The 20,820-nt window shown below is 63.1% G+C and carries 19 protein-coding genes; 7 read left to right on the forward strand and 12 right to left on the reverse strand.

Annotated features, from left to right (window positions below; all coding sequences use genetic code 11):
* Positions 1 to 37: 37 nt before the first annotated feature.
* The 3 genes from guaA to folD all read right to left on the reverse strand — a co-directional run bounded on the left by guaA (position 38) and on the right by folD (position 4,160).
* Complete coding sequence (gene guaA, locus BJD12_RS02465) at positions 38 to 1,603, reverse strand: glutamine-hydrolyzing GMP synthase (protein WP_005992306.1); 1,566 nt, start codon at positions 1,601 to 1,603, stop codon at positions 38 to 40.
* A gap of 121 nt (positions 1,604 to 1,724) precedes the next feature.
* On the reverse strand, positions 1,725 to 3,182 hold the full coding sequence (gene guaB / locus BJD12_RS02470) for an IMP dehydrogenase (protein ID WP_005992305.1): 1,458 nt from the start codon (positions 3,180 to 3,182) through the stop codon (positions 1,725 to 1,727).
* 93 nt (positions 3,183 to 3,275) lie between these two features.
* Positions 3,276 to 4,160: a bifunctional methylenetetrahydrofolate dehydrogenase/methenyltetrahydrofolate cyclohydrolase FolD gene (gene folD / locus BJD12_RS02475; protein ID WP_005992303.1), complete on the reverse strand. Its 885-nt coding sequence runs from the start codon at positions 4,158 to 4,160 to the stop codon at positions 3,276 to 3,278.
* 49 nt (positions 4,161 to 4,209) lie between these two features.
* Here folD and BJD12_RS02480 point away from each other — a divergent pair, with 49 nt between their 5' ends.
* The gene (locus BJD12_RS02480) at positions 4,210 to 4,530 is read left to right on the forward strand and encodes a DUF1244 domain-containing protein (RefSeq protein WP_005992301.1); all 321 of its coding nucleotides are present in this window, start codon (positions 4,210 to 4,212) and stop codon (positions 4,528 to 4,530) included.
* Positions 4,531 to 5,292: 762 nt separating this feature from the next.
* On the opposite strand, the gene BJD12_RS02485 is transcribed toward BJD12_RS02480, so the two are convergent.
* From BJD12_RS02485 to cmk, 9 genes are all read right to left on the reverse strand, one after another.
* On the reverse strand, positions 5,293 to 7,149 hold the full coding sequence (locus BJD12_RS02485; protein WP_005992299.1) for a monovalent cation:proton antiporter-2 (CPA2) family protein: 1,857 nt from the start codon (positions 7,147 to 7,149) through the stop codon (positions 5,293 to 5,295).
* Between the two features lie 163 nt (positions 7,150 to 7,312).
* Positions 7,313 to 8,206, reverse strand: a complete 894-nt coding sequence (gene galU / locus BJD12_RS02490) for a UTP--glucose-1-phosphate uridylyltransferase GalU (protein WP_005992297.1) — start codon at positions 8,204 to 8,206, stop codon at positions 7,313 to 7,315.
* Positions 8,206 to 10,113, reverse strand: a complete 1,908-nt coding sequence (locus tag BJD12_RS02495; RefSeq protein ID WP_005992296.1) for a polysaccharide biosynthesis protein — start codon at positions 10,111 to 10,113, stop codon at positions 8,206 to 8,208. Before BJD12_RS02495 ends, galU begins: the two co-directional genes overlap by 1 nt.
* Positions 10,114 to 10,126: 13 nt before the next feature.
* On the reverse strand, positions 10,127 to 11,101 hold the full coding sequence (locus BJD12_RS02500; protein WP_005992294.1) for an MraY family glycosyltransferase: 975 nt from the start codon (positions 11,099 to 11,101) through the stop codon (positions 10,127 to 10,129).
* 266 nt (positions 11,102 to 11,367) lie between these two features.
* On the reverse strand, positions 11,368 to 12,546 hold the full coding sequence (gene lapB, locus BJD12_RS02505; RefSeq protein WP_005992293.1) for a lipopolysaccharide assembly protein LapB: 1,179 nt from the start codon (positions 12,544 to 12,546) through the stop codon (positions 11,368 to 11,370).
* A gap of 6 nt (positions 12,547 to 12,552) precedes the next feature.
* Positions 12,553 to 12,858 (reverse strand): lipopolysaccharide assembly protein LapA domain-containing protein, encoded by a 306-nt coding sequence (locus BJD12_RS02510; protein WP_005992290.1) that lies wholly within the window; start codon positions 12,856 to 12,858, stop codon positions 12,553 to 12,555.
* 67 nt (positions 12,859 to 12,925) lie between these two features.
* Entirely contained in the window at positions 12,926 to 13,237 is a 312-nt protein-coding gene (locus tag BJD12_RS02515) for an integration host factor subunit beta (RefSeq protein ID WP_005992288.1), read from the reverse strand.
* An 88-nt stretch (positions 13,238 to 13,325) separates the two neighbouring features.
* Complete coding sequence (gene rpsA / locus BJD12_RS02520; RefSeq protein ID WP_005992287.1) at positions 13,326 to 15,014, reverse strand: 30S ribosomal protein S1; 1,689 nt, start codon at positions 15,012 to 15,014, stop codon at positions 13,326 to 13,328.
* A 182-nt stretch (positions 15,015 to 15,196) separates the two neighbouring features.
* On the reverse strand, positions 15,197 to 15,880 hold the full coding sequence (gene cmk, locus BJD12_RS02525) for a (d)CMP kinase (protein ID WP_005992285.1): 684 nt from the start codon (positions 15,878 to 15,880) through the stop codon (positions 15,197 to 15,199).
* A 172-nt stretch (positions 15,881 to 16,052) separates the two neighbouring features.
* Here cmk and ykgO point away from each other — a divergent pair, with 172 nt between their 5' ends.
* From ykgO to BJD12_RS02555, 6 genes are all read left to right on the forward strand, one after another.
* Positions 16,053 to 16,178, forward strand: a complete 126-nt coding sequence (gene ykgO / locus BJD12_RS02530; protein ID WP_005913193.1) for a type B 50S ribosomal protein L36 — start codon at positions 16,053 to 16,055, stop codon at positions 16,176 to 16,178.
* A 211-nt stretch (positions 16,179 to 16,389) separates the two neighbouring features.
* Positions 16,390 to 16,731 (forward strand): hypothetical protein, encoded by a 342-nt coding sequence (locus BJD12_RS02535; protein ID WP_005992283.1) that lies wholly within the window; start codon positions 16,390 to 16,392, stop codon positions 16,729 to 16,731.
* A 226-nt stretch (positions 16,732 to 16,957) separates the two neighbouring features.
* Positions 16,958 to 17,995 carry an agmatine deiminase family protein gene (locus tag BJD12_RS02540; RefSeq protein ID WP_005992281.1) on the forward strand — a complete coding sequence of 346 codons (1,038 nt, stop codon included), beginning with the start codon at positions 16,958 to 16,960 and terminating at the stop codon, positions 17,993 to 17,995.
* Positions 17,996 to 18,109: 114 nt separating this feature from the next.
* On the forward strand, positions 18,110 to 18,994 hold the full coding sequence (locus tag BJD12_RS02545; RefSeq protein ID WP_005992279.1) for a carbon-nitrogen hydrolase: 885 nt from the start codon (positions 18,110 to 18,112) through the stop codon (positions 18,992 to 18,994).
* A gap of 3 nt (positions 18,995 to 18,997) precedes the next feature.
* On the forward strand, positions 18,998 to 19,525 hold the full coding sequence (locus BJD12_RS02550; protein ID WP_005992277.1) for a GNAT family N-acetyltransferase: 528 nt from the start codon (positions 18,998 to 19,000) through the stop codon (positions 19,523 to 19,525).
* A gap of 4 nt (positions 19,526 to 19,529) precedes the next feature.
* Positions 19,530 to 20,750, forward strand: coding sequence for a TraB/GumN family protein (locus tag BJD12_RS02555; protein WP_172797185.1), 1,221 nt, complete (start codon positions 19,530 to 19,532; stop codon positions 20,748 to 20,750).
* The last annotated feature ends 70 nt before the right edge of the window (positions 20,751 to 20,820 follow it).

Below are 20,820 nucleotides of genomic sequence, written 5' to 3' on the forward strand. Positions count from 1 at the left end.
CGGCGCCCTGTCGTTAGATCTCTCGATCAGAATCGACTCACTCCCACTCGATCGTCGCCGGTGGCTTGCCGGAGATGTCGTAGACCACGCGTGAAACACCGCGCAGTTCGTTGATGATGCGATTGCTAACCGTGCCGAGGAAGTCGTACGGCAGGTGCGCCCAATGCGCGGTCATGAAGTCGATGGTCTCCACCGCGCGCAGGGCGATGACCCATTCGTAGGCACGTGCATCGCCGACCACGCCAACCGACTTCACCGGCAGGAACACTGCAAATGCCTGGCTGGTGGTGTCGTACAGGTCGGCCTTGCGCAGCTCGTCGATGAAGATCGCATCGGCCTTGGCCAGCAGTTCGGCGTATTCGCGCTTCACTTCGCCCAGGATGCGTACGCCCAGGCCCGGGCCGGGGAACGGATGGCGATACACCATCGTGCGCGGCAGGCCTAGTTCGACGCCGAGGCGACGCACCTCGTCCTTGAACAGTTCGCGCAGCGGCTCCACCAGGCCCAGCTTCATGTGCTCAGGCAGGCCACCGACGTTGTGGTGGCTCTTGATCACATGCGCCTTGCCGGTCTTGCTGCCGGCCGACTCGATCACGTCCGGATAAATCGTGCCCTGCGCCAGCCACTTGGCATTGGCCAGCTTGCCGGACTCTTCGTCGAAAATGTCTACGAACAGATTGCCGATGATCTTGCGCTTGGCTTCCGGGTCGCTCACGCCTTCAAGCTTGGCGAAATAGCGGTCGGCAGCATTGACGCGAATCACCTTGACGCCCATGTGCTCGGCAAACATCGCCATCACCTGGTCGCCTTCCTGCCAGCGCAGCAGGCCGGTATCGACGAACACGCAGTTCAGCTTGTCGCCGATCGCCCTGTGCAGCAACGCCGCGACCACCGACGAATCCACACCACCGGACAAACCGAGAATCACTTCGTCATCGCCGACCTGCGCGCGTACGCGGGCGATCTGGTCGTCGATGATGTTGGCCGCCGTCCACAGGGTCTGGCAACCGCAGACATCGACCACGAAGCGGCGCAGCAAGGTCTGACCCTGCAGCGTGTGCGTCACTTCCGGGTGGAACTGCACGCCGTACCAGCGCTTGTCCTCGTTGGACATCGCCGCCACCGGAATGCGGTCAGTCACGGCGGTAATCGTGAAGCCAGGCGGCACTTGCGACACATGGTCGCCGTGGCTCATCCACACGTTCAAACGCGACGCGCCGGCGTGATCGGTCAGGCCGGAGAACAACGCATCGGCCGCCACAACATCCACTTCGGCATGGCCAAACTCACGCTGATCGGCTGCTTCGGTGGCGCCGCCCAGCTGCGCTGCCAGGGTCTGCATGCCGTAGCACATACCAAACACCGGCAAGCCGCTGTCGAACACTTCCTGCGGCGCGACCGGCGCACCCGGCAAGGTGGTCGATTCCGGCCCACCAGACAGGATGATGCCCTTGGCACCGAAGCCGGCAATCTCGGACGGATCATGATCCCAGGCCCAGATCTCGCAGTACACGCCGATTTCGCGAATACGCCGCGCGATCAACTGCGTGTACTGCGCGCCGAAATCGAGGATGAGGATCTTGTCGTTATGGATGCTGGTCATTGAGAGCCGGGAATCGAGAATCGGGATTGGGGAATCGCAACAGCAAATGCGGCGCTAGCCGCTATCGGACGAGGAAGCGGCGGGCTCTTACGATTCCCGATTCGCGATTCCCCACTCCCGATCATCCAGCGCGATAGTTCGGCGGCTCTTTGGTGATCTGCACGTCGTGGACGTGGCTCTCGCGCTGGCCGGCGCCGGTGATCTTGACGAACTTCGGCTTGGTGCGCATGTCTTCGATGGTGGCGCAGCCAACATAGCCCATGGTCGCGCGCAGGCCACCGATCAGCTGATGGATGATGCCGCCGACCGGGCCGCGATACGGTACGCGCCCTTCGATGCCCTCGGGAACCAGCTTGTCGGCGTCGGAGGCGTCCTGGAAATAGCGGTCCTTGGACCCCTTCTCCATCGCACCCAGGCTGCCCATGCCGCGGTAGCTCTTGTAGCTGCGGCCCTGGAACAGCTCGACTTCGCCCGGCGCTTCTTCGGTACCTGCCAGCAGGCCACCGACCATCACCGTCGAGGCGCCAGCCACCAGCGCCTTGCCGATATCGCCGGAGTAGCGGATGCCGCCGTCAGCGATCAACGGAATGCGGTCCTGCAACGCTTCGGCCACCATGTCCACCGCGGTGATCTGCGGCACGCCCACGCCTGCCACCACGCGCGTGGTGCAGATCGAACCCGGACCCACGCCGACCTTGACCGCGTCGGCGCCGGCATCCATCAACGCCAGCGCTGCATCGCCGGTGACGATGTTGCCGCCGATCACCTGTAGATGGGGATAGGTCTTCTTTACCCAGGCCACACGATCGATCACGCCCTGCGAGTGGCCGTGCGCGGTATCGACGATGACCACGTCCACACCGGCCGCAGCGAGCAGTTCGATGCGCTGTTCGGTATCGCCACCAACACCGACCGCTGCACCAACCAACAAACGCGTGGACGCATCCTTGGCCGCGTTGGGGTTGTCGGTCTTCTTCTGGATGTCCTTGACCGTGATCAGGCCGCGCAGCTCGAAGCTGTCGTTGACCACCAGGATCTTTTCGATGCGGTTGCGATGCAGCAGCTCGAGCACTTCCTCATCGCTGGCGCCTTCGCGCACGGTGATCAGGCGATCCTTCTTGGTCATGATGTGGCGGACCGGATCGTCGAGCTTCTTCTCGAAGCGCATATCGCGGCTGGTGACGATACCGACCAGTTCGCTGCCATCCACCACCGGCACGCCGGAGATGTTGCGCGCGCGTGTCAGGGCGATCACTTCGCCGATGGTGGTATCCGGGCTCACCGTAAACGGCTCGGTGATCACGCCGGACTCGAACTTCTTGACCTTGGCCACTTCGGCCGCCTGCTGCGCCGGGGTCAGGTTCTTGTGGATGATGCCGATGCCGCCCAGCTGTGCCATGGCCACGGCCAGGCGGTGTTCGGTCACCGTGTCCATCGCGGCCGACAGGATCGGCAACTTCAGACGCAGATCGCGGGTCAGCCGGGTTTCCAGGCTGACATCCTTGGGCAGGACGATCGAATGAGCGGGGACGAGCGAGACGTCGTCGTAGGTGAGAGCTTCAGCCTGGATGCGGAGCATCGGCGGACCCGAGTTTGGGGAAGCGCGGCATTTTACCCTGAAAGCCTTCACGAAGACACCACGCAGCCGCAATGCTGCGTTTTACGCCGTTGCTCAACCGGCAGCGTCGGCCGCTTCCAGGGTGTTCTGCATCAGCGTGGCCACCGTCATCGGCCCCACCCCGCCCGGCACCGGCGTGATCCAGGCCGCGCGCTTCACCGCCGCATCGAAGCCGACATCGCCCACCAGGCGACCGTCCTCAAGCCGGTTGATGCCGACATCGATGACCACCGCACCCGGCTTGACCCACTCGCCGGGGATCAGCCCCGGGCGACCCACCGCCACCACCAGAATGTCGGCGTTGCGTACGCTCGCCTCCAGCACATCGGCCGGGGTGAACTTGTGGCAGCTGGTCACCGTGCAACCGGCGATCAACAGTTCCAGGCCCATCGGCCGGCCGACGTGATTGCTCACGCCTACAATCGTCGCGTTGCGCCCGCGCACCGGTTGATCGGTGTGACCGAGCAAGGTCACGATGCCGCGCGGCGTGCACGGGCGCAGCCCGAATTCGCGCAACGCCAGATGGCCCACGTTCTGCGGATGGAAGCCATCCACATCCTTGCGCGGATCGATGCGCTGGATCAGCCGGTTGGCATCGGGAATTCCCGGCAGCGGCAGCTGGATCAGGATGCCGTGGATCTTGGGATCGGTGTTGAGTTCATCGATCAACGCCGCCAGCTCGGCTTCGCTGGTGCCGTGCGGCAGGTCGTAATCGAACGCTTCGATGCCCACTTTTTCCGCCGCGCGCCGCTTGTTGCGCACATACACCGACGATGCCGGATCGCCACCCACCAGCACCACCGCCAACCCGGGCCGCGCCTTGCCCGCTGCCACGCGCGCATCCACACGCATCTTCAGCCCGTCGAGCAGGTCCTCGGCAATGCGGCGACCATCGAGAAGGCGGGCCGGAGCGGAGGCAGCTGGCGCGGAAGCGGTCATGGGGCGTCAGGTGTAGAGTCGAAGGCCGTCTATTGTCCCCGATTCCGTCATGACCGACACGATCTCGCCCACCGATTCGACCACCACCGCCATCGAAGCGGCCGCATTCCGCCGTCTGCTGCAGCATCTCAACCAGCAGCGCACCGATGTGCAGAACATCGATCTGATGATCCTGGCCGGCTTCTGCCGCAATTGCCTGGGCGACTGGTACCGCGAGGCGGCCGAGGCGCAAGGCCAGCCGATGAGCAAGGAACAGGCACGGGAGGCGGTCTACGGCATGCCGTTCGCCCAGTGGAAGCAGCAGCATCAGAAAGACGCCACGCCCGAACAACTCGAGGCATTCGCGGCGGCCCAGCGCAGACACGGCTGATCGTTGATCAGGACGCGTGGCTGGCGTGATTGCTGTGCGTCCGCTGCGCCTGTCTTGAGACTGCGTGTCATTAGGCGGCGGCACCGCTCTTCGATGCGTTTCGCTGCGGTGGCTCGGGGCCACAGTGGTGTTGAGTGCACGGCCTCACGCGACTGCTTATTGCTAGCGATATCTTGTCGATCAGCTCAGGAGCTGGAGACTTCGGTTGCTCGGGAGCGTCGGGCGCAATGGGTCCACCTAGTGCAGAGCACATGATCTGCGGGCTGCCTGCCGGGCCCCTGCCCACCTGCCGCCGCGGGACACGCCGTGAATCCATCCGTGGAGGCTCTTCTGCGGCATCCATGCCGCATGAGGTCCCACGCCGGTAGGCGGGCAAGAGCCAATCGAGATGATTGGTGTGCACCGTTGCAGACAAAGCATGAGTACATCGTCTGACTGCTGACGCTTCATCGCAACATGAGGTGGAAGACGGCCAGCTGCTTACGTGGCTGTTACGTGGTCACCGACCAACGTCCTGGCACGCTGTCCTCGCCGCTTGCGGGACCCTGTGGCGGCATGGATGCGCCACGGAGCGTCCATGGATGGACTCACAGCGTGTCCCGCAAGCGATGAGGACGCCGCGGGCTTGGAGACGCGACCTGGCCACCCCGCTGACGCACAGGGACACCAAACAGCTGCGCTGTCGAAAGACCGGGCGTGGCATGTATGACCCGTACTCCGCTCCTGTGCAGCCCCCACCCACCTGACGATTGCGAGGTGTTGTCAGCCGCTCTTGGTCTCTGCCGCAGTTTCTTCACCAGCCTGCGGTAATGCGTCGCGGTTGAGCGACCGGCTCTCCCGGCGCGGCGGTGTCAACGGCGTGGGCTTGGGCACCGTCGGCGTGATGTTGCCGAACATCAACCCTGCTCCGGCGCGCACATTCCCTGCAGCGATTTCCAGCTCCAGCCGCTCCGCATCGCGGCGGCGGATCTCGCGCGCAATCATGCTGGCCTCATCCTCATCCACGCCCAGCTCGACCAACGCCATCTGGCCAAAGGTCACCGCTGACTCGAAGGTTTCGCGGATCTGGTAATCCACACCGGCTGCGATCAACTGTAGCGAATGCTCACGATCAAACGAGCGCACCAACAGGCGCGCGTGCGGAAACTCGCGCGTGGCCAACTCGACGATGCGGTTGGCCGCTTCGCGATTGTCGATGCACACCGCGATCGCCTGCGCAGTATGCGCACCGGAGGCATGCAACACGTCCAGCCGGGTCCCGTCGCCGTAATAGATCTTGAAACCGAACTCTTCCGCGCTCTGGATCATCTCGATATCGTTATCGATGATGGTCACGTCCACGTCGCGCGCCAGCAGCGATTGGCTCGCCACCTGGCCAAATCGCCCGAAGCCGATGACCAGCACGCTGCCGGTCTGCCCGTTGACCGCTTCCACTCCCTCCAGCGACACCGCCGCCGCAGGCGTCAAGCGCCGCTGTACCAGCACGAATAAAGGCGTCAGTGCCATCGACAGCACCACGATGGCGGTGAGGGTGGCATTGACCTGCGCATCGATCACACCCGATGCCGAGGCCGCGGCAAACAACACAAAAGCGAACTCACCGCCCTGCGCCATCAACACCCCACGGTCCAGGGCCTGGCGATGATCGCTGCGCATCACCCGCGCCACCGCATAGATGCATACCGCCTTACCCACCATCAGCGCCAACACGCCGACGAGAATGAGTTGCCAATCGGCCGCGACCACACGCAGGTCAAGGCTCATGCCCACGCCGAGAAAGAACAAGCCCAGCAAAATGCCGCGGAACGGCTCGATATCCGCCTCGATCTGATGGCGAAAGGTGGATTCCGATAGCAGCACCCCGGCCAGGAATGCCCCCATCGCCATCGACAGCCCACCGACCTGCATCAACAGGGCTGCGCCTAACACCACCAGCAGCGCCGCGGCCGTCATCACCTCGCGCGCCTTGGACGCAGCCAGGATCCGGAACAGCGGATTGAGCAGCCAGCGCCCGGCCACCAACAAGCCGACGATGCAGGCCAGACCGATACCGACGTCATGCCAACGCTGCGATGCGGCTTGCGGGTCGCCACTGGAACCCATCCAGGCCACGATCGCCAGCAACGGGACGATCAGCAGATCCTCAAACAACAGGATTGCCACGATCTTCTGCCCCGAGGGCAAGGCCACATCGCCGCGCTCGGCAAGCAACTGCATCACCACTGCCGTCGAAGTCAGCACGAACCCGGACGCGGCCACGAACGCCACCGGCGGCGAAAAGCCCAGCAACCTGCCGATACCGGTCAGTACCAGTGCGCACACGCAGATCTGCACGGTGCCCAGGCCAAAGATTTCCTTGCGCAGGCTCCACAGATGCGACGGCCGCATCTCCAGGCCGATCACAAAAAGAAACATCACCACACCCAGTTCGGCGACGTGCAGGATTGCCTGCGGATCGTTGAACAGACCTAATCCGAATGGCCCGATCGCCAGCCCCGCGGCCAGGTAGCCGAGCACCGAGCCCAGGCCTAACCGGCGGAACAACGGGATCGCAACCACCGCAGCGCCCAGCAGCGCCACGACGTTGATCAGTTCACTGGAATGTGCAGATTGACTCATGCCTGGATTCTAGCGGCGCATGCATGCCGGTGCCTTGCATCTGCTTGCTTGTTGCGCGGGGTCAAGGCCCACCTCGCCACCGACGTCTACGGCACGGTCAGTAATGCCCAAACGACGAACGACGCCGAATGGCGTCGTTCGTAATGAAACAGCGGTGACGCGATCAGCCGCGCGCGTCTGCCTGGGCCAATGCATTGCGCAGAATTTCTTTCGCCGGCCCACCATGCTTCTCGTGCTCGAGCGCAAAGTGGACAGTCGCTTCGATCAAACCGATGTGAGCACCGCAATCGAAACGGCGTCCCTCGAATCGGAATGCATCGACCTGCTCTTTTTTCAGCAGCTCGGCAATCGCATCGGTCAGCTGGATTTCGCCACCGGCACCCGCGCCTGTCGCTTCCAACAATTCGAAAATCTTCGGGCTGAGCACATAGCGACCGACCACGGCCAGGTTGCTCGGCGCCACTTCCGGCTTGGGCTTTTCGACGATGGCATTGATACGGCCCTTACGGCCGTCGAATGCGTCGGTAGACACGATGCCATAGCTTGCGGTCTTGTCGTGCGGGACGTCTTCCACGGCAATGACGCTGCCGCCGGATGCTTCGGCCACATCGGCCATCTGGGTCAACGCAGCGTCGCCACGGTTCCACATCAGATCGTCGGCCAGCAGCACAGCGAACGGCTCGTCACCGACCACAGCCTTGGCACACAGCACGGCATGGCCCAGACCAAGCGCCTCGGCCTGCGTCACAAAAATGGCGCGAACGCCTTCCGGCAACGCATGGCGCACCAATTCCAGCTGCTCCAGCTTGCCGGCGCGTTCGAGCTTCTGCTCCAGTTCGTAGGCCTTGTCGAAGTAGTCGGCAATGGAGTGCTTGTAGCGGTTGGTGACGAAGATCAGCGTATCGCAGCCAGCCTGGATGGCCTCGTCGACAGCGTATTGGATCAATGGTTTGTCGATGATTGGCAGCATTTCCTTCGGCACCGTCTTGGTGGCCGGAAGAAAGCGGGTCCCAAGACCTGCGACGGGGAATACGGCCTTGCGAATGCGCTGACTCATTACAGTCTTCTGACCTCACGTGCGGGGAATGGAACGACCGTATCAGATCGCGTGTCGACTTTCCGTCGAGCAGCTGCAAAATCCGGCATCAGGCTGCCCAGGACAGTCTCCATGGCCTTGATGTCATATCGGTTAACTGCCTCGCGCAGACGCGTCACCAGCTGCAGCACCTGCTCGTGCGAGAACTCGCGCACACCGGCCTCCAGAATCTTGGGATGCGCAGTCGGACGATAGTCTTCGTCGGAATAGAACAGCGTCTCGTGCAGCTTCTCACCTGGGCGCAGACCGGTGTAGAGAATCGCCACATCCTTGCCCGGCTGCTTGCCGGCAAGACGAATCATCTGCTCGGCAAGCAGACGGATCGGCACCGGCTCGCCCATGTCCAACGTATAGATCGCGCCATGCGACGCCGAGGCAGCTGCCTGGATCACCAACTGGCAGGCCTCGGGGATGGTCATGAAATAGCGGGTCACATCCGGATGCGTCACCGTGACCGGCCCACCCTGGCGGATCTGTTCGCGGAACAATGGCACCACGCTGCCAGCCGAGTCCAGCACGTTGCCGAAGCGCACGGTGATGAAGCGCGTCGGTGCATCGCGTGCGTCAAGACTCTGGCAGATCATCTCCGCGTAGCGCTTGCTGGCGCCCAGCACATTGACCGGCTCGACCGCCTTGTCGGTGGAAATAAACACGAAGGTCTCGATGCGTGCACGCTGACAGGCGCGCGCCACGTTCTCGGTCGCCAGCACGTTGTTGCGTACGGCTTCGCGCAGCTGCTCTTCCAGCAGGGGCACCTGCTTGTACGCGGCGGCATGGAACACGGCATCGGGGGCGGCGGTATTCAATGCATGCGCCACCACCGCCGGGTCGCCACAATCGCCGAGCACCCGCACAACTTCGATATCCGGGAACAGCCGGCGCAGATCCGAGTCGATGGTCAGCAATGCCAGCTCGTCTATTTCCAGCAGGACGATGCGACGCGCCCCATGGCGCGCGCACTGACGGCAGACTTCCGAGCCGATCGAGCCGCCGGCACCAGTCACCATCACGGTCTTGTTCGTCAGCCAATCGCGGATCAATCGCCAGTCCGGCGTCACCGGTTTGCGATTGAGCAGATCCTCGATGGCAACCTCTTTCAATTCGCCAGGCAGCGAGCGCCCTTCCAGCACATTGATCAGCTTGGGCACCATCCGGAACGGCAGACCGGTGCTCTCGCAGATCGCCACCACGCGCTGCATGCCGGATGCATCGAGCGAGGGAATCGCAATCACCAGCAGCTTCGCGGCGGTCTCCTTCGCAATCGATGCGGCCTGATCCAGATTGCCGAGCACGTTGAGGCCCTGGATCTTTGCACCATGCAGGTTGTTGGCATCGTCCAGAAAACCGACCGGCACGAACGTGCCGGAGCGGCGCAGATCGCGCACCAGACCTTCAGCAGCGCGGCCGGCACCCAGGATCAGCACGCGCTGCGCCGCGTCACCGGAGTGCGCAATCTGATAATCCTTCCAGGCGCGGTACAGCAGGCGCGGGGTCCCGAGCAGCGCCGACAGCGCGAACGGATAGACCACCAGGACCGATAGCGGCACACCGTCGAGGCGGTCGTAAGACAACGCCAGCACGATAGCCACTAGGCCGAGGAAGCTCGACTTAAAGATGTTCCAGAGGTCAGGCACAGACGCGAAGCGCCATAGCCCCCGGTACAGACCCATCTTCCAGAACACCAGCCCCTGCGCCACCAGAACCACGGCGGTGCGCCAATCCCACAATGGCAGATCCGGCGCATCGCGCAGCATCGAGTAGCGGCCCGCATGCAGCAGCTGCCAGCACACCCAGACCATCAGAAGGTCGTGCACCACGACTGCCACTTGCGGCAGCGCCTTGGTCAAACGGTCACGCCAGGAAATCATAGGAATCCATTACTCAGGAATTGCGCAATCCATCGCGCAGAAAATACCAGCTGGCACTAGCGCCCAGGCCCCAAACCACTCCGGCCCAGACTTGCTGACCCAACACATCATGACGAGTTAACACGTATAAGCAGACTGCAGTGAGGCTGAAAGCGAAATAAACAGCAGTTACCGGAACGTGCGTCTCAAGTTGGCGTGCCAGACGCTGGTAGACATGCTGGGCGTGAGGTTCCCACCAACGCTGTCCGGCAAACATGCGAAACACGAGCGTGAAGCCGGCGTCCACAAGGAATGCGGTCAACGGCATCCAGGCGATCCACCAGCTTAGCTGCCCGCCCGTCACGCTCAATGCAAGCAACGCAGCCAGCACGTAGCCCAGCGCACCGCTGCCGCCATCGCCAAGGAAGATTCGCGCGCGCGGAAAATTGAACGGAAGAAACCCCAAACATGCTGCCGCCACCGCTAGACCGGCCAAGGACCAGCCCGCCGGAACTACCGCAGCGAATGCCAGTGCGGCCAGCGCGGCTTGACTCGCGGCCAGGCCGTTGATGCCATCCATGAAATTCCAGACGTTGATCAACACCACTGACGCGACCGCGCTGAGAACGCCATCTGTTACGTCGCCTGTGCAATAGATGACCAACGATCCCAGTGATGCCGAGGCAGCCAGATGAATCGCAAACCGTAGTCTGGCCGATAAAGGTCGATGGTCGTCCCACCAACCCACACCCGCCACCAGAATCAAGCCGATTGCGAACCAGCCGACAACCACGCGCGCCTCGGGCCAAAGCAGGCTAGCGGCGCTGCACCCCAGCAAGATCGCTGCAACAATCGCCATGCCTCCACCGCGCGGGGTGGCGACCACATGGCTGCGTCGCTCGCCGGGTTGATCGAGCAGACGACGATGCAAGGCGTAACGTCGCAGCAGCCACGTCCCAAGCGCCGCCACGAACACATGCAAGGCGCACCAGAGCCAGATCTGAGACATCAACACGGATCACCGTTCTGGAAACCCCGACCGCACGATTGACGCATGCTCGACGCAAGTAACGAAAAGAAACACGGCGGCAAGCCTGCCCGGCTGAGCACGAACTCCGTGGGGAGATCACGGCCTACCGATCCCGACTGTGCCTGCTCAGCTGCGGGCCTGTGACCCACGACGCAGTGTGATCGACGCCGATACACCCTGCCAGGACGCGCCATGCTGGCGTCGATTGGACTCACTACAGCTTGCCGAGAAGACACAGACACGCCTTAGACCACCGCGTAGTTCAACAGCGGCTTGACGGTGCCCCACTCCTTGCAGCTCGGGCATTGCCAATGGTGGGTCTTTGCGCCGAACCCGCATCGGGTGCAACGGTAGCTGGGGTTACGCACCAACAGCTGGTCGGTGATGTGCTTGAGATCGTTCAAGGTGCCGACCGGGTCGCTGCCTTCGGCAAGCGTCAGGTCGATGAGCGCCGACTCGCCGCGCACCGATGGCCGATCCTTGAGCTGACGACCGAGATAGGCCAACGCGGGCGCCACCCCGTCCTGCGCTTCCATCAACTGGGTCAGCGCCAGCACCGGTGCGATACCGCGATAGTGCTCGGTCATCTCCGACAGGAAATTACGAGCGCCAGCAATATCGCCAACCCGCCGATAGGCGGCCATCAAGGCAGGAATGATTTCCGGCAGGTACTCCGGGTCGTGACGTGCGGCGCGCTCGAAGGCGCGCACGGCGGCTTCGTCGTGGCCGCGCTCGGCTTCGATGCGCCCCTCCAGAATGCCGGCGCGCACCGACGTACCGTCGGCCTGATACGCCCGCGCGATCGCCTGCAAGGCTTCATCAGCCTTGCCCAGGCCGCGGTATCGATCGGCCAGCTCGCATTCGAATTGCGAGATCAGCTTGCCCATCGGCTCGCCGGTGACTTCTTCGTAACAGGTGGCATTGTCGATCGCCTTTTCCCAGTCGCGCTCTGCCTGGTAAATGCCGATCAAATGACGCAACGCCTGCGGCGCACGCTGATCCAGTTGCGCAAGCTCGGTAAAGACCGTTTCGGCGCGATCCAGCAGGCCGGACTTCATATAGTCCTCGCCCAGCGCCAGCAAGGCCTGGACCCGCTGCTGGTCGGTCAGGTCAGCGCGCTGCACCAGGCCTTGATGCAGGCGGATGGCACGATCGACTTCGCCGCGGCGGCGGAACAAATGGCCTAGCGCGACCTGCGTCTCGAAGGTTTCCTTATCCAGCTCGGCAATATGCAGAAACAGCTCGATCGCCTTGTCCGGCTGCTCGTTGAGCAGGTAGTTCAGACCACGGAAATAGGTGCTGGACAGTCGGCTGACCTGGGTATCGCCATGGCGCTGACCACCACGGCGGCCGACGATCCATCCACTGAGTGCCGCCAGCGGTAAAAACAGGAAAAACCAGAACCACTCGGTCAGGAAGTCCATACGTGCTTAGAGTCCATCGAGAGGGCGCGGCTCGACTGCGGCAGGCGTGATGGGCCTGGCGTCGGCGCGGCTGACCGCAGCAGCCTTGTTGGCCTGACGCAGCTTGGAATAGAGGGGAATGACCACACTGACCAGCACCATGCCGGCACCGATCAACACACCGACCAGCAGCGCGACGATGATCGCCACCCCGGAACTCGTGTGCACACTGGAAAACAGGAAATCGAGAGTGATGTCCTGGGAATTGACCGCACCGATAATCAGGCCGACCAACAGGAAAGCCAACATCACCAGCAAGCGAAACACCTTCATCGCGCGACTCCGTCGGGAAGGCGCCTAGCTTAACCGAGCCGACATAAACGCAGCGGTAGAGCCGTGATCAGTCTGCGGTATCGGCCATATCGACCGGGACCACGGAGCTGACACGCTCACGCAATTCCTTGCCTGGCTTGAAATGCGGCACATGCTTGCCCGGCAACGCCACCGATTCGCCCGTCTTGGGATTACGGCCCAGGCGTGGCGGACGGTAATGCAGCGAAAAACTGCCGAACCCGCGGATTTCGATCCGATCACCATCGGAGAGCGCCTGCCCCATCATTTCCAGCAGTGACTTCACCGCCAGATCCACGTCGTCCGACTTCAGATGCGCTTGGCGTCGCGCCAGGATTTCAATCAATTCGGACTTGGTCATGGGAAGACTTGCTTTTTTCGACTGACACATCGGAACCGGCCCGGGCAAGCCCGGGCCGATCCATCACACTCTTGCGAGCGCTACGCGCTTACTCGGACTTGTTGTTGTTCAACTGTGCACGCAGCAGCGCACCCAGCTGAGTCATACCGCCCGACGCTGCGGAGGAAGACTGGTAATCCTCCAGCGTTTCGCGCATTTCGGCATCGTCCTTGGCCCTGATCGACAGCTGCAGGGTGCGGCCCTTACGGTCCATGCCCACGAACTTGGCTTCGATCTTGTCGCCGACCTTCAGGTGCTGGGTCGCATCGTCGACGCGCTCGTTGGCGATGTCGCGTGCAGCCACATAACCTTCGATGCCATCGGCCAGGTCGATCGTGGCGCCCTTGGCATCCACTTCACGCACAACGCCTTCGACCTTCGAACCCTTCGGGTTGGACGCCATGTACTGACCGAACGGGTCCTGCTCCAGCTGCTTGACGCCCAGGCTAATGCGCTCGCGTTCCGGGTCCACTGCCAGCACGACGGCTTCCAGCGTGTCGCCCTTCTTGTAGTTGCGCACGACATCTTCGCCGGTGGTGTTCCAGCTGATGTCGGACAGGTGCACCAGACCGTCGATGCCGCCGTCCAGACCGATGAAGATGCCGAAGTCGGTGATCGACTTGATCTGACCGGACACCTTGTCGTTCTTCTTGTGCGTGGCAGCGAAGGTTTCCCACGGATTGGCGGCGACCTGCTTCATGCCCAACGAGATGCGGCGACGCTCCTCGTCCACGTCCAGCACCATCACTTCGACTTCGTCACCAACCTGCACAACCTTGGACGGATTGACGTTCTTGTTGGTCCAATCCATCTCGGAGACGTGCACCAGACCTTCGACGCCCGGCTCGATTTCGACGAATGCGCCGTAATCGGTGACGTTGGAGACCTTGCCGAACACGCGGCTGTTGGCCGGGTAACGACGCGCGATGTTGTCCCACGGATCTTCGCCCAGCTGCTTCAGGCCGAGGCTGACGCGGTTACGCTCGCGATCGAACTTCAGCACACGCACGTCCAGCTCGTCGCCGACGTTCACGACTTCGGACGGATGGCGCACGCGCTTCCAGGCCATGTCGGTGATGTGCAGCAGGCCGTCGATGCCGCCCAGGTCCACGAACGCGCCGTAATCGGTCAGGTTCTTGACGACACCCTTCAGAATCGCGCCTTCCTGCAGCTTGTCCATCAGCTGCTCGCGCTCTTCCGAATGCTCGCTCTCGACCACGGCACGACGCGAGACCACCACGTTGTTGCGCTTGCGGTCCAGCTTGATCAGCTTGAACTCGAGTTCCTTGCCTTCCAGGTAGGCCGGGTCGCGCACCGGGCGCACATCCACCAGCGAACCAGGCAGGAACGCGCGAACATCCTTGATGTCCACGGTGAAACCACCCTTGACCTTGCCGCTGATGCGGCCGGTGATGGTTTCGTTCTTTTCCAACGCTTCTTCCAGCTCGTCCCACACCATCGCGCGCTTGGCTTTCTCGCGCGACAACACGGTCTCGCCGAAGCCGTTTTCGATGGAGTCCAGCGCAACCTTGACCTGGTCGCCCACACCCACATCGATCTCGCCAGCGTCGTTACGGAACTGCTCGATCGGCACGATGCCTTCTGACTTCAGGCCAGCATTGATCACCACCACGTCGCCGCGGACTTCCACGACGGTACCGGTGACGATCGAGCCCGGCTTCAGCTTCGCCAGATTGGCTTGACTGGCTTCGAACAGTTCAGCAAAAGATTCTGTCATTTGAATTTTACTCAGTTGAACACACGGGCGCCGGTCGTCGGTTGCGACAGAGACGGACCGCCCAGCCTGTTGGTCGACCCCAACAACGAGTCGGTTTAGAAGTAGTAGAACCGCCACGCAGGATGCGCGACGGAGCTTTGAAACGCCTTACGGTCGGCGGGACCTGCCCGCTTGCGGAACGCTTACGACGACGTGCGGGCGGACAACACCCCAACCACACGCTGGACGACATCCTCGATCCCGATTCCGCTGGTATCGATCAGCACGGCGTCTTCGGCCGGCCGCAATGGCGCCACCACCCGCTGGGCATCCCTGGCATCTCGGGCCATGATCTCGCGCAGCAGGTCGTCAAAGATAACCGAAACACCCTTTTCCATCAACTGTTTATGGCGACGGCCCGCACGTTCTTCGGCACTGGCGGTCAGGAAAACCTTAAATGCGGCATCCGGGAAGATCACGGTCCCCATGTCGCGCCCGTCGGCGACCAGGCCCGGGGCGCGCCTGAATGCGCGTTGGCGCTCCTTGAGCGCGCTGCGCACCTCGGGAATCGCAGCAATCGCCGAGGCCAGGGCGCCAGTGGTTTCCAGGCGCAACTCACCGGTGGCGTCCACCCCATTGACCAGCACCCGCAGGCCGGCTTCGCCAGCGTCGTCGAACTCGACCTTGGTATCGAAAGTGCAGCGGACCAACGCGGCCGGATCGGAGACATCCAGATCGGCCCAGCTCGCCGCAACCCCCACCGCGCGGTACAGCGCGCCCGAATCGAGGTAGTGCCAGCCCAGCCGGGCAGCCACGATGCGACTGACGGTACCCTTGCCGGCGCCGGAGGGACCATCGATGGTGAGGACGGGTGAAAGGTCGGTCATTCAGGTTTCCGGAGGGTCATCAATCGGTAGTGTAGCGCCGCTCGCAGCGATTCCGATGCAACCACTTGAAAGCACGACGAAAAGCCGGTTAGAATTGCCGGCTTAATTCCGGGTGCAGCCTCGATTGCGGGCACTCTTCCATCGAATCCAACCGTTTACGCCGAGGTGTGCCATGAAAGTCCTGTCCTCCCTGAAGTCTGCGAAGACCCGTCACCGCGACTGCAAGGTGGTCCGCCGCCGCGGCAAGGTCTTCGTGATCTGCAAGTCGAACCCGCGTTTCAAGGCGCGTCAGCGCTAAGCATTTGTTGCGCGTGCAAGACCCGAGAAAGCCGCCTCCGGGCGGTTTTTTCTTGGCCGACGCCTGATGCGCTGCCGTCCTTGGCGCGCCGAGAAGCGGTCTGCAGCCACATATTGGCGCAGCCGCCCGACTGATATGCATGGCACCGGCGTTTGTCCTGGTTTTTTGCTGTAATCACCATCCGAATCTTGTCCACTGGGGAGTAGATGACATGCGCAACCGTTTGTTTGTGATGCCGCCGATCATGCTGACGATCGCGCTGATGGGGATCAGTGCCGTCGCATCGGCCGAAACGCTGCTGGTCGATCGTGTGCAGCAAAAGCCTGCCGCCGCCCTGCCGTTGCGCGGCGACAGCATGAGCCAGGTCGAAAGCCGCTACGGTGCGCCGCAGGAAAAGCTTGACCCCCGCGGTGGCCAAAAACGCCAGTGGCCGACGATCCATCGCTGGGTGTATCCGGCATTCACGGTGTACTTCGAAAAGAGCAAAGTGATCGACGTGGTGGCCAATCAGGCCGACGCCAACGAGATCGGGCCGAAGCCGCCGATCAGGTAATCCGCTGCGTTATCCCGGCCAAACGGGCAGACATCGCTCGCCGCACGTCCAGCCCAACGTTCGCATCACTTTCGCGGGTTCGTCAGCACGGACATGCGTTGCTGCGAATCTGCATCCACGCCTGGCACAGCAACATGCGCCAGGCTCGCAAGAGCCTGCACGCGCGTGCGGGGTATCGATGAACGTCCGGGTCGCTGCCCGGACACCAAGGTGAGTATTGCTTCGCATGACCGACCGTCTTCGCTTTCCCGCCGAATGGGAACCCCAATCCGCCGTGTTGCTTGCCTGGCCGCATGCCGGTACCGACTGGGCCGAGCGCCTGGCCGATGTGGAGGAGACCTACATCGCGCTGGTCACGGCGATCTGCCGCTTCGAGCCAGTGGTCATCTGCGCGGCCGATGACGATCTGCAGATCTATGCCGAGGCGCGACTACGTTCGGCGCGGGTGGACATGACGCGCGTGCGTTTTGTCATCGCCGCCTACAACGACACCTGGCTGCGCGATTCCGGCCCGATCACGCTGCGCCAGCAGGATGATGAATTCCGCTTGATGGATTTCCGCTTTACCGGCTGGGGCGGCAAGTTCGAGGCCAGCCTGGACGACCAATTGGTGAGCTCGCTGGATGCGGCGCAGGTGTTCGTGCCCGCCTCGGTGCAGACGGTGGATTTCGCATTGGAAGGCGGTGCGATCGAGACCGATGGCGCCGGCACCTTGCTGACAACCTGGACCTGCCTGCACGAACGTCACCCGCAGCGCACCCGCGAGTCTTTGAGCAGCGATCTTGCTGCGTGGCTGTCGCAGGATCGGGTGCTGTGGCTGGACCATGGCTACCTCGAAGGCGACGACACCGACGCGCACATCGATACGTTGGCCCGTTTTGCCGGGCCGGATGCAATCGTCTATCAGGGCTGCGATGTGCAGGGCGATTCGCATTACGCCGAGTTGCAGGCAATGGGCAACGAACTGGCAGCGCTGCGCACCGCCGACGGGCGGCCGTACCGCCTGTTCGTGCTGCCGTGGGCCGAGCCGATCCTGGATCAGGGCCGCCGCCTCGCGGCGTCGTATGCCAACTTCCTGATCGTCAATGGCGCAGTACTGATGCCGGCGTACGGCGATGCGGCCGATGTGACCGCGCAGGAAGTACTGGCCGAAGCGTTTCCGCAGCACGAAATCGTGCCGGTTCCGTGCCGTGCGCTGATCTGGCAGAACGGCAGCCTGCATTGCCTGACCATGCAGTTGCCGGCCGGCCTGCTCGCCGCCTAAACGTTGCGTTCGACGCGGCTGCGCACGCAGCGCGTCGGTTCTTGTTCCGGCCGGCAGGCCGGTGTTATGCCATGGCGCGCTACCTTAGTGCGCACCTTTGCAGGATGAGATGCCATGTCCCGTCACGTTCTTTCCGTCGCGCTGATTCAAGAGCGCAACCACGGCGACGCCGAGGCCAACCTGGCCATCATCGAATCGCGCGTGGCCGAAGCCGCCGCACAGGGCGCCAAGCTGGTCCTGCTGCAGGAGCTGCATAACGGCGCGTATTTTTGTCAGCACGAGTCGGTGGACGAATTCAATCTGGCCGAGCCGATTCCCGGCCCGAGCACCGAACGCCTGAGTGCGCTCGCCAGGCAGCACGGCGTGGTGCTGGTCGCTTCGTTGTTCGAGCGTCGCGCCGCCGGCCTGTATCACAACACCGCGGTCGTGTTCGAAACCGACGGCCGCCTGCTCGGCAAGTACCGCAAGATGCACATCCCCGACGACCCGGGCTTCTACGAAAAGTTCTATTTCACGCCCGGCGATCTGGGTTTTACGCCGATCGATACTTCGGTTGGCCGCCTCGGCGTGCTGGTGTGCTGGGACCAGTGGTATCCGGAAGCGGCGCGGTTGATGGCGCTGGCCGGTGCGGAGCTGCTGCTCTACCCCACCGCAATCGGCTGGGACCCGGACGATCAGCAACCCGAACAGGAACGTCAGCGCGATGCGTGGATTCTCAGCCATCGCGGGCATGCGGTCGCCAATGGCGTGCCGGTGCTGTCGTGCAACCGCGTCGGCCATGAACCTTCGCCGCTGGGCGCATCCGGCATCCAGTTCTGGGGCAACAGCCATGTGTTGGGACCGCAGGGCGAGTTCATCGCCGAAGCCGGCCAGGACCCGACCGTGCTGATCTGCGATGTCGATCTGCAGCGCAGCGAGCACGTGCGCCGCATCTGGCCGTTCCTGCGCGACCGTCGCATCGATGCGTATGGCGACTTGCTCAAGCGTTACATCGACTGACGCATGCCTGTCGAGCTGCGTGCAGTCCGCGAGGCGGACATCCCGGCAATCACCGCGATTTATGCGGAGCAGATTGCCGGGTTCAACACTTACGAATACACCGCGCCATCGAGCGCGGAAATGTATGCGCGCATGCGCGCGATCGTGGATGCCGGCTATCCGTATCTAGTGGCAGAACATGCCGGCGCGGTTGTCGGCTACGCCTATGCAAGCGCCTATCGCGCGCGTGCAGGCTACCGCTGGACAGTGGAAAATTCGATCTATCTTGCCGCCGACATGCAGGGCCGTGGGATTGGCAAGGCGCTGTTGGGCGAGCTGATCGCACGCTGCGAGCAGCGCGGTGATCGGCAGATGATTGCGGTGATCGGCGATGCCAGCAATCAGGCATCGCTGCGGCTGCATGAACGTTTTGGATTTCGCACGGTCGGAGTGTTCACCGGTATCGGCCGCAAACAGGGTCGCTGGTTGGACGGCGTGCAGATGCAACGCCAACTCGGCTCCGGTAACACCGCCCCTCCTTCTGATGAATGACCTCATGACTGAGCAGACCCCCAACGTTCTGGACGATGCGCTGTCCGGCCAGCCGCACCGCATCGTCGAACGCGATGGCGTGCGCTACACCCTGCTCGGCACCGCGCACGTCTCGCTGGCAAGCGTTGCCGCTGTGCAGCGAGCGATTGGCAGCGGCCGCTACGACGCGGTGGCGGTGGAGCTGGATACGCAACGCCTGCAGGCGCTGAGCGACCCCGATGCCCTCGCCCGCCTGGATCTGGTGCAGGTGATCCGCAAGGGGCGCGTGGCGCTGTTTGCCGCCAATCTGGCGTTGGCTGCCTATCAGCGCCGGCTGGCCAAGCAGCTCGGCATCGAGCCCGGCGCCGAGTTGAAGGAAGCGGTGAATCTTGCGCGGGCGCAGGGTCTACCGGTGCACCTGATCGATCGCGAGGTCGGGCTGACCTTCAAGCGTGCATCCGGGCGGCTGGGATTCTTCGGCAAGATGAAACTGGCTGGTGGTCTACTGGGTGGCCTGTTCGCCGCCGACGAAGTGGGCGAAGAGGAGATCGAAAAGCTCAAACAAGGCGACATGCTGGAAGCGAGCTTCGGCGATTTTGCCAGCGAGAGCCCGGAGCTTTACGAGACGGTGATTGCCGAGCGCGATCGCTACATGGCCACGCGCCTACGCGAGGAAGCCAACGGCGGCCAGCGCGAGGTGTTGGCGGTTGTGGGCGCCGGCCATCTGGCCGGGCTGGCGCGACACTTGGAACAGGACACCGAGGCTCCCGGCCCGCTGCGCGAGTCGCTGGAATACGTGCATCAGCGCAAGCGCGTGCCCTGGATCACGTTGGGCATTCTGGCGGTGATCATTACCGGCATCGGCATCGGCTTCTGGCGCGGGGGTCTGAGCATGGGCGCCGACCTGTTGCTGCAGTGGGCGATGTACACCGGCGGGCTGGCCGCACTGGGCTGTCTGCTGGCCGGCAGCCACCCGTTGAGCATTCTGACCGCGGCGGTGGTGGCCCCGTTCAAGCCGTTCCGCCTGAGCGTGCCGACCGGCGCCTTCGCGGCGCTGGTCGAGGTGCACATGCGCAAGCCGGCTTATGGAGATTTCCTGTCGCTGCGCGACGATGCGCAGACCCTGCGCGGCTGGTACCGCAATCGTGTGTCGCGGGTGGTGCTGACGTTCTTGCTGACCAACTTCGGCAGCATGGCCGGGGTGTGGCTGGCCGGCGTGCAGATCTTCAATCGCCTGCATGGTTGATTGAGCCCGTCAACGAAAGGCGGTGTCTCTACGCCTTGTAGGAGTGCACCTTGGGCGATGGGCGTTACCG

The sequence above is a fragment of the Xanthomonas vesicatoria ATCC 35937 genome, from assembly GCF_001908725.1.
GTDB lineage: Bacteria > Pseudomonadota > Gammaproteobacteria > Xanthomonadales > Xanthomonadaceae > Xanthomonas > Xanthomonas vesicatoria.

What these genes read in the sequence shown, in the direction of transcription:
- BJD12_RS02510 (WP_005992290.1), bottom strand. Translation starts at nt 12,858, where the DNA reads ATGAAGGTGTTTCGCTTGCTGGTGATGTTGGCTTTCCTGTTGGTCGGC.
- BJD12_RS02550 (WP_005992277.1), top strand. Translation starts at nt 18,998, where the DNA reads ATGCCTGTCGAGCTGCGTGCAGTCCGCGAGGCGGACATCCCGGCAATC.
- BJD12_RS02515 (WP_005992288.1), bottom strand. Translation starts at nt 13,237, where the DNA reads ATGACCAAGTCCGAATTGATTGAAATCCTGGCGCGACGCCAAGCGCAT.
- guaB (WP_005992305.1), bottom strand. Translation starts at nt 3,182, where the DNA reads ATGCTCCGCATCCAGGCTGAAGCTCTCACCTACGACGACGTCTCGCTC.
- galU (WP_005992297.1), bottom strand. Translation starts at nt 8,206, where the DNA reads ATGAGTCAGCGCATTCGCAAGGCCGTATTCCCCGTCGCAGGTCTTGGG.
- rpsA (WP_005992287.1), bottom strand. Translation starts at nt 15,014, where the DNA reads ATGACAGAATCTTTTGCTGAACTGTTCGAAGCCAGTCAAGCCAATCTG.
- BJD12_RS02480 (WP_005992301.1), top strand. Translation starts at nt 4,210, where the DNA reads ATGACCGACACGATCTCGCCCACCGATTCGACCACCACCGCCATCGAA.
- BJD12_RS02500 (WP_005992294.1), bottom strand. Translation starts at nt 11,101, where the DNA reads ATGTCTCAGATCTGGCTCTGGTGCGCCTTGCATGTGTTCGTGGCGGCG.
- BJD12_RS02545 (WP_005992279.1), top strand. Translation starts at nt 18,110, where the DNA reads ATGTCCCGTCACGTTCTTTCCGTCGCGCTGATTCAAGAGCGCAACCAC.
- BJD12_RS02555 (WP_172797185.1), top strand. Translation starts at nt 19,530, where the DNA reads ATGACTGAGCAGACCCCCAACGTTCTGGACGATGCGCTGTCCGGCCAG.
- cmk (WP_005992285.1), bottom strand. Translation starts at nt 15,880, where the DNA reads ATGACCGACCTTTCACCCGTCCTCACCATCGATGGTCCCTCCGGCGCC.
- BJD12_RS02540 (WP_005992281.1), top strand. Translation starts at nt 16,958, where the DNA reads ATGACCGACCGTCTTCGCTTTCCCGCCGAATGGGAACCCCAATCCGCC.
- folD (WP_005992303.1), bottom strand. Translation starts at nt 4,160, where the DNA reads ATGACCGCTTCCGCGCCAGCTGCCTCCGCTCCGGCCCGCCTTCTCGAT.
- ykgO (WP_005913193.1), top strand. Translation starts at nt 16,053, where the DNA reads ATGAAAGTCCTGTCCTCCCTGAAGTCTGCGAAGACCCGTCACCGCGAC.
- BJD12_RS02535 (WP_005992283.1), top strand. Translation starts at nt 16,390, where the DNA reads ATGCGCAACCGTTTGTTTGTGATGCCGCCGATCATGCTGACGATCGCG.
- lapB (WP_005992293.1), bottom strand. Translation starts at nt 12,546, where the DNA reads ATGGACTTCCTGACCGAGTGGTTCTGGTTTTTCCTGTTTTTACCGCTG.
- BJD12_RS02495 (WP_005992296.1), bottom strand. Translation starts at nt 10,113, where the DNA reads ATGATTTCCTGGCGTGACCGTTTGACCAAGGCGCTGCCGCAAGTGGCA.
- guaA (WP_005992306.1), bottom strand. Translation starts at nt 1,603, where the DNA reads ATGACCAGCATCCATAACGACAAGATCCTCATCCTCGATTTCGGCGCG.
- BJD12_RS02485 (WP_005992299.1), bottom strand. Translation starts at nt 7,149, where the DNA reads ATGAGTCAATCTGCACATTCCAGTGAACTGATCAACGTCGTGGCGCTG.